Consider the following 15,179-nt stretch of genomic DNA (forward strand, 5'->3'; position numbering starts at 1 on the left):
GCGAGCGCGATATGAACATGATCGTCACTCCCACTTCGCCGGCCACCCCGAACGGCACCACCCGTCCGCAGGTCCGCATCGTCATTGTCGGCCACGTCGACCACGGCAAATCGACGCTGGTCGGCCGCCTCTTGCACGAGACCGGCAGCCTGCCCGACGGCAAGCTCGAAATGCTCAAAGCCGTTAGCGCGCGGCGCGGCATGCCGTTCGAATGGTCGTTCCTGCTCGATGCGCTGCAGACCGAGCGCGACCAGGGTATCACCATCGACACCACGCAGATCCGCTTCCGCACCAATTCGCGCGACATCGTTCTGATCGACGCGCCCGGCCACGCCGAATTCCTGCGCAACATGATCACCGGCGCCTCCCAGGCGGACGGCGCGGTGCTGATCATCGACGCGCTCGAAGGCGTGCGCGACCAGACACGGCGGCACGGCTATCTCCTGCATCTGCTCGGCGTGAAGCAGGTCGCGATCGTCGTCAACAAGATGGACCGCGTCGACTTCTCCGCAGAGCGTTTCAAGGAGATCAGCGACGAGATCTCCGCACATCTGAACGGCCTCGGCGTGAAGCCCACGGCCGTGATCCCGATCTCGGCACGCGACGGCGACGGTGTTGCGATGCGCACCGACCGTATCTCCTGGTACAAGGGACCGACGGTTGTCGAGGCGCTCGACGCCCTCGAACCGGCGCGGCCGCTGGAAGCGCTGGCGCTGCGGCTGCCGGTGCAGGCGATCTACAAGTTCGACGACCGCCGCATCGTGGCGGGCCGCATCGAGTCCGGCAGCCTCATTGCCGGCGACGAAATCGTGATCATGCCGGCCGGCAAGATCGCGAAGATCAAGACGGTCGAGAGCTGGCCGGCGACGCCGGTTGCGGGACGGCAGGGCGCGGGCCGCTCGGTCGGCATCACGCTCGACCGCGAATTGTTCATCGAGCGCGGCGACATCGTCGCGCATGCCGGCAGCGCCCCGCGCGAGACGCGTCGGCTGCGTGCGCGCATCTTCTGGCTGCACGACAAGCCGCTCGCCAAGGGCGACCAGCTGCTGGTTCGCTGCGGGCCGAAGGAAAGCCGCGCCACCGTCGTGGCGATCGAGAAGGCGGTCGATCCCGGCGAGCTCTCGAGCAGCGAGAACAAGGCGATCGGACGCAACCATGTCGGCGAGATCGACATCTCGCTGTCGAATCCGATCGCCACCGATCCCTACACCGAGAATCCGCGCACCGGCCGTCTCGTGATCGAGGTCTCCGGGCGCATCGCCGGTGGCGGTCTGGTGCTGTCGGTCGATGCCGGCCAGCGCGCCGTGCCCGTCGACATCGTGCCGGTGGAATCCGCACTTCGTCCCGACGAGCGCTCCGCGCGCTATCAGCACAACGGCGCCGTGGTCTGGCTCACCGGCTTGCCGGCGTCGGGCAAGTCGACGCTCGCCAAGGCGCTGGAGCGGCGGCTGTTCACCAATGGCGGCTCGCCGATCCTGCTCGACGGCGACACGTTGCGCGCCGGGCTCAACAGCGATCTCGGCTTCTCCACTGCTGATCGCAGCGAGAACATCCGCCGCCTTGCCGAAGTCGCAACGCATCTCGCACGTAACGGCCATATCGCCATCGTCGCCGCGGTCTCGCCCGCGCGCGAGGACCGCGCCGCGGCGCGCCGCATCGCCGACACCGCGTTCCGCGAGATCCATGTCGCGACGCCGGCAGAGGTCTGCGAGGATCGCGATCCCAAGGGACACTACAAGAAGGCCCGCGCTGGCGCGCTGGCGTCGTTCACCGGCATCGGTAACGACTACGAAGCACCGCAGGCAGCCGAGCTCGTGATCGACACCTCGACGCGGACCGTCGCCGAGGCGGCTGACGAGATCGAGCAGATGCTGAAGAACACCGGCGTGCTGTTCGACGAGGCCGTGGACCTCGCCGCCAATATCTAGGGCCGCCCTATTCCCCGCTGTCGTCGCCCGGCTTGACCGGGCGACCCAGTATTCCAGAGACAGCGATGGATGCGGAGAAGCCGCGGCGTACTGGATTCCCCGCTTTCGCGGGGAATGACAGTGGTGAGCGCCTCCCCACCTCCTCTTGACATTTTGACAAACCCTCGGGGGTCTTCTCACCGCCCTGGTTTTGGGGCTAATAGGGCCCCGAAAGCCGCTCCCTCGCGGGCGCATTTTGCTGCTGTCGGGTCAAAAGCAGCCAAAAGCAGCCATTTCCAACAAGAAAGCCCATCATGAAACGCGTCGACGCCCACGGATTGAAGATCGCTCCCGTCCTGTTTGATTTCATCGCCAAGGAAGCGGCCCCGAAAACGGGGATCGCGCCGGATGCGTTCTGGGCCGGGCTTGCCGCCATCATCAGGGATCTGGGGCCGAAGAACCGTGCGCTGCTGGCGGTGCGTGACACGTTGCAGGCCAAGATCGACGACTGGCACCGCGCCAGCAAGGGCAAGGCGTTCGACCTCAACGCCTATACCGCCTTCCTGAAGGAGATCGGCTACCTCGTTCCGGAGCCGGCGACGCAGAAGGTCGAGACCGCCAATGTCGACGAGGAAATCGGCAAGATCTGCGGCCCGCAGCTCGTCGTGCCCCTCACCAATGCGCGCTATGCACTCAACGCGGCGAACGCACGCTGGGGCTCGCTTTATGACGCCTTCTACGGCACCGACGCGATCCCACACGATGCTGCCGAGAGCGGCAAGGGTTACAACAAAGCGCGCGGCGACAAGGTGATCGCCAAGGCCAAGGCGTTCCTCGACGCCGCCGTGCCGCTCGCAACCGGCAGCCATACCGACGTCACCGCCTATAGCGTCGTCGCGGGCCAGCTCGCGGTGAAGCTGAAGAGCGGCAACGCCACCGCACTGAAGAACGCGGCGCAGTTCGCGGGCTTCCAGGGCGATGCGGCCGCGCCGAGCGCGGTACTGCTCGCCAACAACGGCCTGCATGTCGAGGTGAAGATCGACCGCAGCAGCGCGATCGGCAAGGACGATCCGGCCGGCGTCGCCGACATGATCATGGAATCCGCGGTCTCCACCATCCTCGACATGGAGGACTCGGTCGCAGCCGTCGATGCCGAAGACAAGGTGCTGGTCTACCGCAACACGCTCGGCCTGATGAACGGCACGCTGTCGGCCGATTTCGAGAAGGGCGGCAAGACGTTGACGCGTTCGCTCAACGCCGACCGCAGCTACAAGACGCCTGACGGCAAGGGCGAGGTGAAGCTGCACGGCCGCAGCCTGCTGCTGATGCGCAATTGCGGTCACCACATGTTCACCGACGCGGTGCTGGACGAGAAGGGCGAGGAGATTCCGGAAGGCCTTCTGGACGCCGCCGTCTCCGGCCTGCTCGCCATCCACGACCTCAAGGGCAATTCGAAGGTCAAGAACAGCCGCACCGGATCTGCCTATATCGTCAAGCCGAAGATGCACGGCCCGGACGAGGTGTCGCTGACCTGCGAGATCTTCGATCGCGTCGAGAAGATGCTGTCGCTGCCCGAGAACACGCTCAAGGTCGGCATCATGGACGAGGAGCGCCGCACCACCATCAATCTCAAGGCCTGCATCCAGCGCGCCTCCAAGCGCATCATGTTCATCAACACCGGCTTCCTCGACCGCACCGGCGACGAGATCCACACCTCGATGGAAGCGGGCCCGATGATCCGCAAGAACGAGATGAAGGCGCAGGCCTGGATCAAGGCCTATGAGGACTGGAACGTCGACATGGGCCTGACCTGTGGCCTGCCCGGCCATGCCCAGATCGGCAAGGGCATGTGGGCCGCCCCCGACAAGATGGCGGACATGCTGGCGCAGAAGCTTGGCCATCCGCAGGCCGGCGCCACCACCGCCTGGGTGCCCTCGCCGACTGCGGCGACGCTGCACGCGCTGCACTACCACCAGGTCAACGTGATCGCTCGCCAGGAAGAGCTCACCAAAGGCGGACCGCGCGCAAAGCTTTCGGACATCCTCACCATTCCGGTGTCGAAGTCGAACTGGGCGCCCGATGACGTCAAGCAGGAGATCGACAACAACTGCCAGGGCATCCTCGGCTACGTCGTGCGCTGGATCGACCAGGGCGTCGGCTGCTCCAAGGTGCCCGACATCCACGATGTCGGCCTGATGGAAGACCGCGCCACCTTGCGCATCTCCAGCCAGCATCTCGCCAACTGGCTGCACCAGGGCGTGATCACCGAGGCGCAGGTGATGGAATCGCTCAAGCGCATGGCGGTCGTCGTCGACAAGCAGAACGCCGGCGATGCCATCTACAAGCCGATGGCGCCCGCCTTCGACGGCGTCGCCTTCAAGGCCGCCTGCGACCTCATCTTCAAGGGCCGCGAGCAGCCGAACGGCTACACCGAATACATTCTTACCGCGCGCCGCCGCGAGGCCAAGGCGAACGGCTGAGCGAAAGTCACAGAAACGTCAAAAGCCCCGGCCCTTGCCGGGGCTTTTTTGTTGGGCGAAACGTCGCGGCGCAGCGCGGAACAGGCTGCGCGGCGCTCGCGTTGTCGTGCCATCAACCATTGGGAGATGGTCATGGACTGGAATCGAATCGAAGGAAACTGGAAGCAGTTCAAGGGATCGGCCAAGGAGAAGTGGGGCAAGCTCACCGACGACGACCTCCAATTGATCGAGGGACGCCGCGAGCAGCTCGAAGGCCGGCTTCAGGAACGTTACGGCAAGGCCAAGGACCAGGTTCGTCAGGATGTCGACGACTGGCTCAAGTCGCTGCACTAAAGCGGCACGAACGAAGCCCCGGCGAAAGCCGGGGCTTTTTTGTCTAGGAGCGGCAGCCCGGATGTCGCTTCGCTCATCCGGGCTATGATCCCTTGCTAGAACACCGCGAGATATTTCAGCAGCGAGACGATGCCGATGATGATGACGACCACGCGCGCGATCTGCTTGGCGCGGCCGTCCATCGGCAGCATGTTGATGAGATAAAGGACGAGAATAACGACGAGAAAAGTGACGAGCACGCCCACCAGCATCGCGAGACCCCCTTCAGGCAAATTGCGACCACCATCCTAACGCCTGTCTCCCGCACCGGTTCCATCGCGGCAACCCACTGCAACTTCTGGTAAATACGTACTTCTACGATCGGACGGCCTGCCTAAAATTTTACCCTTTTGCATTCAGATCGGAGGGCCGTTTGCGCTCTGAGCCGCAAACGGCATGCGATTGCCGATCTGCCGCGCCCCCGTTTGTCGATGTTGCCGGGCGTCTTTTTGAGTTTTGCAATGGGAATTGGGGGACTTCGATGCTGAATCGTCTGACCGTATCCGCGCTGCTGAAGGCGGTGATCGCGATCACGTCGGCCTGCGTGGTGCTCGCGCTCTCGCTCACTGCCTATGAATCCTGGGATCGCCTCAAGACCGCCAACCGCATCTCGAAGACCGCCGACGCATCCGCCGATCTGTTCAAGGCGATGCACAGCCTGCGCACCGACCGCTCGACCACGACACGGCTCCTCAGCTCGGCCGAACCGATGGATGCCGAGATCGAAAAATATCTGCGCGCGATCCGGGACACCGAGATGCCCGCAATGGCACGCGCGCTGGAGCTGCTGCCGGTCATGGACTTCCCGCAATCGGCCACGCTGGTGCCGGAGCTCGCGCGCCTCCACAAGCTGCTGACCGAAGAGCAGAAACAGTTCTGGGCGGATATGGCCAAGCCCAGGGATCAGCGTCGTGCCGGTCTGCCGAAGGAATATATGGAGACGACGGGCGGCCTGCTCGAAACGCTCGACAAGCTGTCGAACGTCCTGGCCGCCACCGTCAATCACCAGGACCCCGTGATCGACCAATTGCTGTCGATCAAGCAGAACGCCTGGCTGCTCCGCAACACCGCGGGCGAAGCTTCGCTGGTCGTCTCGACCGGTCTTGCCGCCGGCAAGATCACACCGGAAGCCCGCAACAGCTACACCCAGCATGTCGGCGGCACGTCGGCGACGTGGAAGGCGCTGGAATTGTCAGCCTCGGGCATGCAGTTGCCGCCCGCGCTCGTCTCCGCCATGGCCGCGGCCAAGACTGCCTATTTCGAGCCGCAATACCTGACCCTGCGGGATCGCCTCGCTGACACGCTGGTCAAGGGCGAGAAGGCCGAGATGACCGCCAACCAATGGAGCCCGCTCACGGTCGGCCGCCTTTCCAGCGCTGTCACCGTGGCGGAAGCCGCCCTCGACGCCGCCAAGGTCCATACGCTGGAGCAGCGCGGCGCTGCGCAGCGCGCGCTGATCGTGCAGCTCGGATTGCTGGCGCTCGCCATCGGCCTTGCCGTCGGCGCTGTCATGCTCGTGAGCCGCCGCGTGATCCATCCCCTGAACACCATCCGCGACGCCATGTTGAAGGTCGCCGGCGGCGACCTTGCCGTCGACAGCGGCTATCTCGATCGCCAGGACGAGATCGGCGCACTGGCTGGCGCGCTGGAGACCTTCAAGCAGCAGGCCACCGACAAGCTCAAGATCGAAGAGCAGGAACGCGAGCGCAATACGGGCGCCGCCGCGCGCCAGCGCGCCGTCGAGGCCTATGTCGGCGAGTTCGAGGGCGCGGTGCGCAAGACGCTGGGCGAATTGAGCGAAGCCTCCGGCGAAATGCGCAAGACCTCGGGCGACCTCTCTGCCGTGTCGCGCCAGACCAACGACCGCGTGCAGGTCGCCGGCAAGGCCTCCAACGACGCCTCCATGAGCGTCGACAGCGTCGCCGCCGCCGCCGAGGAGCTCTCGGCCTCAATCAACGACATCAGCCAGCAGGCCGCCCATGCCGCAGGCATCGCCGGCCGCGCCGTCACGCAGGCGCGCGAGACCGACAGCACCGTTCAGGGGCTGGCGCAATCGGCGGGGCGCATCGGCGAGGTGGTCGGCCTCATCAACACCATCGCGGCGCAGACCAATTTGCTCGCGCTCAACGCCACCATCGAAGCAGCGCGCGCCGGCGAAGCCGGCCGCGGATTTGCCGTGGTCGCCTCCGAAGTGAAGTCGCTGGCAAGCCAGACCGCGAAGGCGACCGAGGAGATCTCCGAGCAGATCGCCGACATCCAGAAAGTCGCGGGCGACGCCATCAACGCGATCCAGACCATCGGCGGCATCATCGGCGAAGTGAACGAAGTGGCGACCGCCATTGCCGCCGCCGTGCAGGAGCAGGGTGCGGCGACGCAGGAGATCACGCGCAGCACGCAATTCGCGGCGCAGGGCACCAAGAACGTCTCGGACAACATCACCGGCGTCAAAGCCGATGCGGACGCTGCCGCCGCAGCCGCCGACAATGTGAAGCAGGCCTCCGAGATGCTGGAGAGCCAGAGCCGCCAGCTCGGCCATCAAGTCAGCGACTTCCTCGGCAAGATCCGCGCGGCGTAACATTGGTTAGATAGAAGCTGCCCCTAAACCTCCGGTGTCATCCCCGCGAACGCGGGGATCCATAACCACAGGGAGTAGTTTGGCGAAGACTCGTGGTTGCCTTCGCTTGTCCGGGATGACAGCGGAGATTGAGGCGGGAACGCTAGGCCCTACGTGAAGCCGCCGCCCTACTCCTTCGCCACCACCGGCACCTGGCGGAATTTGGCGCGCACCGATTCCGGCAGCGGCGAAAAATTCATCGCGACGCCGCGGCGGTCGTTGGCATTGCGGCTGGCGACCACCAGGCCATCGGCGCCGGCGACGATATCGCCCTTGCGCAGGGTAGGATCGTCCTCGACCTTGACCTGCGCAAGCCCGACCGGATCCTTGCCGTTGCAGGTGCAGCCCGCGACAATCTCATTGCGATAGCGGTACGCATTGGGCAATTCGGAATAAGATTTTCCCTTGTCGGTCGTGGCGTCGTCGATGTTGCCGCCATAGACGAGCGAGGTCTCCGACGCCGGGCAGAAGCTCTTGCAGGATTGCGCCTTGCTCTCGGCATCATTGCCCTGCGCCGGGAAGTAGCGGCCGTCGCAGCCGCGCACGCAATAGGCCGTGCCGCCGCCATAGGCGGCGCGTTGCCGGGGGACATCGTAGCGCGGCATGTCATCGTTCGGGAACGGCGTCCGGATCTGTGGAGGCCGCCCTCCGAACGCACCGAACAGCGCCGAGAAGAAATCCTCCGCGTGCGCCGACGGTGCGAATGCCAGACCGGCGGAGACGACGACCATGATCGCCGTACCGCCAGCCACTTTGCCAATCAGGCGTCTGCTCATTTGGCTCACTCTTACTCCTAGTTCACGGCCGACGTCGCGATGTTCAGCGCCTGCCGGCCCGACGGCATCGCCGTCACGGCTGGACGCTTACGCGCGGGGTCGCTGCCTTTGGCCATCAGCGGCGCGTTCTTCGGCAGCACCACGACCTTGGCGCCGACATTGACGCGGCTGAACAGGTCGGTGACGTCCTCGTTGGTCATGCGGATGCAGCCGGAGGAGACGAACTTGCCGATCGTAGAGGGATCGTTGGTGCCGTGGATGCGGTATTCGCTGGAGCCGAGATACATCGCCCGCGCCCCGAGCGGGTTGCCGGGACCGCCGGCGACGAAGCGCGGCAGATAGGGCTGGCGCGCAATCATCTCGGCCGGCGGATGCCAGTCCGGCCATTCCGCCTTGCGGCTGACACTCTGCACGCCGGACCAGGTGAAGCCTTCGCGGCCGACGCCGACGCCGTAACGGATCGCACGACCATTGCCGAGCACGTAGTAGAGATAGGTGTTGTTGGTATCGATGACGATGGTGCCGGCCGGCTCGCTGCGGTCGAAGCCGACGATCTGCTTGCGCAGACGATCGGGCAGCTGGGCATCCTCGTCCGCCGCCTGCGGCTGCGGCGCTTCATTCACGTAGCCCTGCGCATAACCCTGGTCCTGCGGATATGCCTGCGGCTGCATCGGAGCATAGCCGAATGTCTGCGCGCTCGCGCCAGCGAAAGGCACCGTCAGCAGAGCGGTTGCGAAGGCGAAGGCGGTGACGGCGCGCGGCGAGAAGCTGCGACGGACTGCAGAGAACTTTGTCATGTGCTGCCCCGTTGGATGCGTGCATCAGGGTGATGCGCTTGCGAACAAACGCCGCGGGAGCGATACAGGTTCCGGCCCTTCGCGCGGCATCCTTGTCACAGTCAAGCGAGCGCGCGTTCACGAAGCCGCGATGGAACCGAGGCACTGCTCGCGCATTATCAGCTCGCCAAATGGGCGCGCGGATCGAGGCTTCCGTGCGGGAGAGAGATTGTGCGCGTCCTTCCCAGTGAACGTCTGATTCCCGGCAACAGCGAAGGCAGCCCGCTTCCCGACAGCCATATCGAGCTGCCGCCGGTCATCCGCCGCACCGAGTTCGTAGCCTTCGCGCTTGCCGGCTTGTTACTGATTGCGGTCGTTACCGTGCTCTACGTTGGAAGAGCTTTCTTCCTGCCGGTCGTGATGGCCTTCGTCACCGGCACCATGCTGTCGCCGGCAGCGGGCTTTCTGGAGCGGTACAAGGTGCCGCGCAGCGTAGGTGCCGTTCTGATCGTAGTTGCGGGGACCGCCGTGGTGGCCTTCGTGGTGGCGCTGATCGCCTCCCCCGCGATGGAATGGAGCACGCGCCTGCCGGAGCTCGGCGCGCAATTGAAGGACAAGCTGCACGTGTTCGACCGACCGCTCGCACTGTGGCGCGAGCTGCAGGCTATGGTCGGCGGCTCGGAAGGATTGCCGAACTTCCAGATGCCGAAATTCGATTGGGTGCAGCCGACCCTGGAATTCCTGTCACCGACCTTTACCGAATTCCTGCTGTTCTTCGTCACCCTGATCCTGTTCATCGCAAGCTGGCGCGACCTGCGCCGGGCGCTGATCATGACCTTCAGCGACCGCGACGCCAGGCTGCGCACGCTTCGGATCCTCAACGAGATCGAGGTCCATCTCGGCAACTACCTCTTGACCGTCACCCTCATCAATATTGGGGTCGGCGTCGCCACCGGCCTCGTCTGCGCGCTCACCGGCATGCCCAATCCGGCCGGGCTCGGCGCGCTTGCGGCAACCCTCAACTTCATCCCGATCATCGGGCCGATCGCGATGTTCGCCGTTCTGATCGTGGTGGGGCTGGTCGCCTTCCCGACCATCAGCGGCGGCCTGATGGCGGCGCTCGCCTTCGGCGGTCTCACCTTCCTGGAGGGGCACTTCGTCACGCCCATGATCATTGGGCGGCGGTTGGCGCTGAATGCGCTCGCCGTGCTGCTGGCGCTCGCGTTCTGGACCTGGCTGTGGGGGCCGATGGGCGCCTTCCTGTCGTCGCCGCTCCTGATCGTCGCGCTGATCCTGAAGGAGCATCTGTTGCCGGCGGATGCGCCGCAGCTTCCGCAGGACTGACCGGTTTCCGCGAACGGAACTTCCCCGACGACGAAACGTTTTCCGGCTATCTCAGCCGTCAACAGTTTGGAGCTCCCGATGTCCACGACCGATGCCGAAGCCGGGATGAAAGACTGGACCGACAAAGCCACCAGAGAACGCCTCGAGAAGGATGTAGCAGCCGTGAAAAGCGATATCGCCGCCCTCACCGACCAGATCACCGACGCGCTCAACACATTTGCCAATTCCACCAGCAAGCAGGCCCGCCGCGGCTATCGTCAGGCGCGCGAGAACATGGATACCGCGCTCGACGACGTGTCGGAGCGCGGCAGTGCAATGATGGGCGCGGCCCAGGAAGCCTACGGCTCGATCGAGGAGACGCTCGAAGACGCGATCACACAGCGGCCGCTTGCGACCGTCGGACTCGCGCTCGGCATCGGCTTTCTGATCGGCGCCGCCTGGCGCCGGTAAGATTTGCGGGACGCGTGTTGAGGCGTCGGCACCGGCGCATTGCCGGTGTCGGCCCGTGACGGTTTGGCTTGCGGGGAACTGAGGAGCGAGGGCCATGTTTCAGCGCATCATCGATGGGATCAGTGCATCCACCGGCACGACGGTGCGGCTGACCTCGCTTGCCGCAGCCGCGGCCTTCGCGCTGTTCGTGACGACGTGCTTCCTTTGCGCCGCCGCCTTCATCTCGGTGCTGGAGAAATATGGCCCGGTGCAGGCCTGTCTGGCCGGCGCCGGCATCTTCTTCCTGCTGACGCTGGCAGCGGCAGGTTCTTATTGGGCCTACAAGCGCGAGGTTCAGAAGCGCGCCCAGATCGCGGCCGAGCGCGCCGCGAAGTCGGCGGCGCAGAGCATGCTGGCGGACCCCATGCTGCTCGCCACCGGGCTGCAGATTGTTCGCGCCATCGGGGTGAAGCGACTGTTGCCGATCCTGGCGATCGGCGGCGTCGCCCTAGGCATCATGGCGAGTCGCGCCGGCGTTCCCGACGAGGCGTCGGCCGAGCCCGCCGAATAGCGGTAAGAACAGGTTAGAAAATTTCGTTGTAAGTCCTCCGAGCGCATCAATCAGAACGTCCATAAGACACCGCGCAATTTCGCGCCATAACGGCGGATGCCCCCAGCCATCACGCAAACGCTACTCGGATGGGCAGGCAGTTGCCGTTAAAAGTATCACCCTGATTCCCAAAGCTATTTTAATCAATGAAACCGTCCGTTAAGGCGAACCTCGCCGCATTCCATCACGACGCCAGGCTGTATCTGACGCTCGGTATCGCCAACTGGTCGGTTTTCGTCGACCATATCCCGAACAACGTCGTCAACCTGCTGACGCTGCGCAATTTCGGCTTCAGCGGCGCCGCTGACCTGTTCGTGTTCGTCGTGGGCTATGGCGTCGCCATCATCCACGGCCGGATGGAGCTTGAACGGGGTTACCTCGTGGCGGCGACGCGCATCTTCCGCCGCGTCTGGCGACTCTACGCCGCCTATGTCGTGCTGTTCGTGATCTATATCGACACCATCGCCTACGTCGCCTCGCAATCGATGGCGCCGGAGATCATCCACGAATACAACATCTCGGGCATCCTCGAGCACCCGCTGAGGATCCTGGTCCGCGGCCTCGTGCTCCAGGAGGAGCCGCTGAACCTCGACCTCCTGCAGCTGATGATCCCGCTGATGGCCTTCTTTCCGTTCGCGCTGTGGGGCCTGTTGCGGTGGCCGAACCTGACCCTGGCGGCATCGGTCGCGCTCTACCTTGCCGCACGCTGGTTCGACTGGAATTTCCGGGTCTATCCGGACCAGGAATGGACCTTCAATCCGCTCTGCTGGCAGATGCTGATGGTGCTCGGGGGCTGGTTCGCCGTGACAGGCGCGCCCGGACGCGCGCTACGCGACATGCCCTGGCTGCGGATTCTCGCCGGCACCTATCTCGTATTCGCGATGGCCATCACCTTGCTGCGCCATTCGCCGGCAATGTCGGCTTACCTGCCGGACATCCTCCTCGACAGCATCGCACCGACCGACAAGGAAAACCTTGCGCCCTATCGCGTGCTTCACTTCCTCGCACTCGCCTTTCTGGCGACCCATCTCATTCCGGCCGATCATCCCGGCCTGCAATTGAAGCCGCTGCAGGCGGTCATCAGATGCGGCGAGGAATGGCTCGCCGTGTTCTGCGTCGGGGTATTCCTTTCGTTTGCCGGCCATCTCATCCTGATCACCAGCGCCAATCTGGTGGTGATGCAGATCGTGGTGAGCCTCGCCGGCTTCGCCGCGATGACCGCGGTGGCCTACTACGTCGCCTGGTCGAAGTGGCAGGATCTGCCGAAGGTCGTGCGGCAGCAGACCTAATGCGCGATGCGATGAGGAGGAATCGTCATCGCGCTTTAGGTTCCACGCGAGCCAGGATCCACTTCGCTCGAAAACGCTCTGGCCAGAGAATCGTGCGATTCTGCTAGGCCGAAAGCAGCGGCTGCGCTATGCGGAGAAGCTCTGCGTGAGGAGACCGGGCGTGGCGATGGTGAAAAGCGGGGGTGGGGAGACCGAGAGCACGCCCCGGCGCGGCCGGCCGCGGTCGATCGAGACCAGCAACGCGATTCTCGAAAGCGCCTATGCGCTGATGGCTTCGACCGGCCTTGCCGCTACCACCATCGACGCGGTCGCCCGCCACTCCAGCGTCTCCAAGATGACGATCTACAAATGGTGGCCGTCCCGCGAGGCGCTCCTGATCGACGCCTTTCTTCAACATGCCGCGCAGATGCTGCCGCTGCCCCCGGAGGGCTCCGGCAACCCCGCGGCACGCGCCCGCCGCCATGCCGCAGCCTACGCCGAGGCGCTCCAGGGCGAGTTCGGCAAGGTCCAGCTCGCGGTGATCTCCGAATGCATTTCCAAAACCGGCTCGGCCGAGCTGTTCTATGCCCGCTATCTGCAATTCCGTCGTGACGCGCTGGTCGAGATGATCGCGGCAGGCCAGAACGACGGCAGCATCCTGGCCGAAGGGCAGGCTGAGGATCTTTACGACGCGATCTATGGCAGCCTGTTCTATCGCTACGTCTTCGGCATCGCGCCCATCACGCCGGCCTACGCCCGCAATCTGGTCGACCTGGTGTTGCGGCCTAAGGGTTAAGCCCCAAGGTTAGGCCGAGGCTTAAGCCGGCGGCTTCTATCGCGCGGGCCTCACCGGCGCGGAGATCTTGTCCGTGCGGTCGCGCTCGGTCATGTCGATCACCGTCTCCATCGGCGCGGTCAGCTCGTAGACATAGGAGGCATCGGTAAAATAGCGCTTGGCGGTGCCACCGAGCGCCTCGGGGGCAACACGGTCGAGCAGGATCAGGCCAAAATCGGAATCGGGGCGGCGGGTCGCCTCGCTGGTGTTGAGCTCCTCCCAGCGGAAATGGAAGACCTCATCGGCCCCCTCGCCCGTCACCGTCCAGCTGGCGGTGATGTGCGGATGTTTTCCAACCAGCGACAGGCCCTCGTCGGAATGTGAGGCGAGTTCGAAGAACAGCAGCGAGAGGCTCTGCGCCGCGCGCGCGCTGACCGCGATATCAGGCCCCGTGACGGCGATGCGGTCGGCATGGGGGATGGCGCGCGCCTCGAACAGGCCCTTCAGCTTGACGCCCTGCCACTGGCTCTCGCTGAGCAGCGACACCACGTTGGACATGGCATGGATGCGCCCGATCAGAAGCTCGCGGGCGACGTCGATGTCCGAGCCGTGACGCAAGGTGCGCGTCACGATCGACTGGATCACTGCAAGGATATTCTTGACCCGGTGGTTGAGCTCGTCGATCACCGCGGTCAGCCGGCGCTCGAAGCCGATTCTGACCTGGATTTCCCGGCTGAGCCGCAGATTATTGTAGGCAACATAGCCGAACAGGCCGCACACCATCGCAGTGATCGCAAAGCCGATCGCCGCCACGATGATCGCGGTCTGCTCGGCGCGACGCGCCGAGTTGGTCTTGGCGTAATAACCCAGCTGCCAGTCACGGCCGCCGAAGCTCACCGTGCGCGTCGCCGATGGCGTCGGCCCGTCCGTCGTCGTCATGCGCGTGGAGACGATGCCCTGGTCGTTGGCAACGAGCTCGCCACCTTCCTTCCGCGGGTCCCTGAGCGCGACCGAAAACAACGACATATCGTCATTGGTCAGCATCAGCGAGGCGAGTTCGTAGGAAAACGTGACGAACCCGGCTGGCTCGGTCGCACCCTCGGGAATGACGGGAGCTGCCACAATGATCCCGACCGGCCCGTTGCCGCGCAACAGCGGAATTGGGTCCGAAGCCACCGACCGCTTCTCGAGCCGGGCCCGTGTCAACATGGCGCTGCGAACCTGATCCTGGTCGTAACTACGGCCAGGCAGAGCCTTGGTCTCGTCGCTGCGCGGCTCGAGATCCAACAGCACATCGATCGGCTGGGTGATCTCGGCCGGATTGATCGGCTTGTCGTCAAAGGTGCGGATCTTCGGATTCGGGAAGCCGGCGCCTCCAATGGCGGCCTGCGCCGCCGTAAGCTCGTTCGGCTTCAGCCGGGCGATCCAGCCGGCCACCACGAAATCGGTCTTGAAGGCGTAGATGGCCGAGCGCAGCGGCTCCAGCATGTTCGGCTTGATCACGGATGGTGTGCGGAACAGGCCCGAGGCGACGCGTGCGAGCAGCTCGCGCTCGGTAAGCCGGTCCTGGACCAGACTGGCATGAACGTCGATCGCGCGCGCAAGCGCGATCCGGTCCAGCGCCAGCTCCTGGTCGTGGACGCGATAAGCCGCAAGCCCGGAGAGCAAGGCTCCGAGCAGAGCGATGAAACCGATGATGAAACCCAGCCGGACCACGCGACTACTCAGGCGAAAGCAGGAGGTCGGCAATAAACAAGGAGCATATGAACGCCGCTCGAACGGCCACGTGCCGAAACAGGGTGAACCCCGGTGGCAGAGATAATGAAGG

At 64.6% G+C, this 15,179-nt stretch carries 13 protein-coding genes; 9 read left to right on the forward strand and 4 right to left on the reverse strand.

All coding sequences use genetic code 11. From position 1 onward, the window contains the following. Positions 1–11 precede the first annotated feature (11 nt). The 3 genes from cysC (at position 12) to GGD66_RS35735 (ending at position 4,720) form a co-directional block, all read left to right on the forward strand. Complete coding sequence (cysC, locus tag GGD66_RS35725; protein WP_183231183.1) at positions 12–1,928, forward strand: adenylyl-sulfate kinase; 1,917 nt, start codon at positions 12–14, stop codon at positions 1,926–1,928. Positions 1,929–2,221: 293 nt separating this feature from the next. Continuing rightward, positions 2,222–4,387, forward strand: a complete 2,166-nt coding sequence (locus GGD66_RS35730; protein ID WP_183231184.1) for a malate synthase G — start codon at positions 2,222–2,224, stop codon at positions 4,385–4,387. A 132-nt stretch (positions 4,388–4,519) separates the two neighbouring features. Beyond that, on the forward strand, positions 4,520–4,720 hold the full coding sequence (locus GGD66_RS35735) for a CsbD family protein (RefSeq protein ID WP_008546815.1): 201 nt from the start codon (positions 4,520–4,522) through the stop codon (positions 4,718–4,720). A gap of 95 nt (positions 4,721–4,815) precedes the next feature. On the opposite strand, the gene GGD66_RS35740 is transcribed toward GGD66_RS35735, so the two are convergent. Then, a complete protein-coding gene (locus tag GGD66_RS35740) occupies positions 4,816–4,971 on the reverse strand; it encodes a Thivi_2564 family membrane protein (protein ID WP_007599832.1) in 156 nt (51 codons plus the stop codon). Positions 4,972–5,240: 269 nt separating this feature from the next. On the opposite strand from GGD66_RS35740, the gene GGD66_RS35745 reads away from it, so the two are divergent. Beyond that, complete coding sequence (locus tag GGD66_RS35745; protein WP_183261395.1) at positions 5,241–7,334, forward strand: methyl-accepting chemotaxis protein; 2,094 nt, start codon at positions 5,241–5,243, stop codon at positions 7,332–7,334. Positions 7,335–7,501: 167 nt separating this feature from the next. Here the strand turns inward: GGD66_RS35745 and GGD66_RS35750 are convergent, their stop codons facing one another. Continuing rightward, a complete protein-coding gene (locus GGD66_RS35750) occupies positions 7,502–8,149 on the reverse strand; it encodes a DUF2865 domain-containing protein (RefSeq protein WP_183238230.1) in 648 nt (215 codons plus the stop codon). Between the two features lie 17 nt (positions 8,150–8,166). After that, positions 8,167–8,946 (reverse strand): L,D-transpeptidase, encoded by a 780-nt coding sequence (locus GGD66_RS35755; protein WP_092254408.1) that lies wholly within the window; start codon positions 8,944–8,946, stop codon positions 8,167–8,169. A gap of 210 nt (positions 8,947–9,156) precedes the next feature. Between GGD66_RS35755 and GGD66_RS35760 the strand changes: the two genes are divergently transcribed. From GGD66_RS35760 to GGD66_RS35780, 5 genes are all read left to right on the forward strand, one after another. Beyond that, the gene (locus tag GGD66_RS35760) at positions 9,157–10,269 is read left to right on the forward strand and encodes an AI-2E family transporter (protein WP_183261397.1); all 1,113 of its coding nucleotides are present in this window, start codon (positions 9,157–9,159) and stop codon (positions 10,267–10,269) included. A 78-nt stretch (positions 10,270–10,347) separates the two neighbouring features. Further along, complete coding sequence (locus GGD66_RS35765; protein WP_026202065.1) at positions 10,348–10,719, forward strand: YqjD family protein; 372 nt, start codon at positions 10,348–10,350, stop codon at positions 10,717–10,719. 94 nt (positions 10,720–10,813) lie between these two features. Beyond that, positions 10,814–11,269, forward strand: a complete 456-nt coding sequence (locus GGD66_RS35770) for a hypothetical protein (protein ID WP_092254403.1) — start codon at positions 10,814–10,816, stop codon at positions 11,267–11,269. A 185-nt stretch (positions 11,270–11,454) separates the two neighbouring features. Continuing rightward, entirely contained in the window at positions 11,455–12,597 is a 1,143-nt protein-coding gene (locus GGD66_RS35775) for an OpgC domain-containing protein (RefSeq protein ID WP_183261400.1), read from the forward strand. 166 nt (positions 12,598–12,763) lie between these two features. Continuing rightward, positions 12,764–13,372 (forward strand): TetR/AcrR family transcriptional regulator, encoded by a 609-nt coding sequence (locus GGD66_RS35780; protein ID WP_179738167.1) that lies wholly within the window; start codon positions 12,764–12,766, stop codon positions 13,370–13,372. A 36-nt stretch (positions 13,373–13,408) separates the two neighbouring features. Here the strand turns inward: GGD66_RS35780 and GGD66_RS35785 are convergent, their stop codons facing one another. Continuing rightward, the gene (locus GGD66_RS35785; RefSeq protein ID WP_179738084.1) at positions 13,409–15,067 is read right to left on the reverse strand and encodes an HWE histidine kinase domain-containing protein; all 1,659 of its coding nucleotides are present in this window, start codon (positions 15,065–15,067) and stop codon (positions 13,409–13,411) included. Positions 15,068–15,179: the final 112 nt, after the last annotated feature.

Source organism: Bradyrhizobium sp. CIR48 (genome assembly GCF_014198315.1).
Lineage (GTDB): Bacteria > Pseudomonadota > Alphaproteobacteria > Rhizobiales > Xanthobacteraceae > Bradyrhizobium.

Bases quoted from the DNA above. Each gene is read 5' to 3' on its own strand.
- cysC (WP_183231183.1), top strand. From the start codon at position 12: ATGAACATGATCGTCACTCCCACTTCGCCGGCCACCCCGAACGGCACC.
- GGD66_RS35730 (WP_183231184.1), top strand. From the start codon at position 2,222: ATGAAACGCGTCGACGCCCACGGATTGAAGATCGCTCCCGTCCTGTTT.
- GGD66_RS35735 (WP_008546815.1), top strand. From the start codon at position 4,520: ATGGACTGGAATCGAATCGAAGGAAACTGGAAGCAGTTCAAGGGATCG.
- GGD66_RS35740 (WP_007599832.1), bottom strand. From the start codon at position 4,971: ATGCTGGTGGGCGTGCTCGTCACTTTTCTCGTCGTTATTCTCGTCCTT.
- GGD66_RS35745 (WP_183261395.1), top strand. From the start codon at position 5,241: ATGCTGAATCGTCTGACCGTATCCGCGCTGCTGAAGGCGGTGATCGCG.
- GGD66_RS35750 (WP_183238230.1), bottom strand. From the start codon at position 8,149: ATGAGCAGACGCCTGATTGGCAAAGTGGCTGGCGGTACGGCGATCATG.
- GGD66_RS35755 (WP_092254408.1), bottom strand. From the start codon at position 8,946: ATGACAAAGTTCTCTGCAGTCCGTCGCAGCTTCTCGCCGCGCGCCGTC.
- GGD66_RS35765 (WP_026202065.1), top strand. From the start codon at position 10,348: ATGTCCACGACCGATGCCGAAGCCGGGATGAAAGACTGGACCGACAAA.
- GGD66_RS35770 (WP_092254403.1), top strand. From the start codon at position 10,814: ATGTTTCAGCGCATCATCGATGGGATCAGTGCATCCACCGGCACGACG.
- GGD66_RS35775 (WP_183261400.1), top strand. From the start codon at position 11,455: ATGAAACCGTCCGTTAAGGCGAACCTCGCCGCATTCCATCACGACGCC.
- GGD66_RS35780 (WP_179738167.1), top strand. From the start codon at position 12,764: ATGGTGAAAAGCGGGGGTGGGGAGACCGAGAGCACGCCCCGGCGCGGC.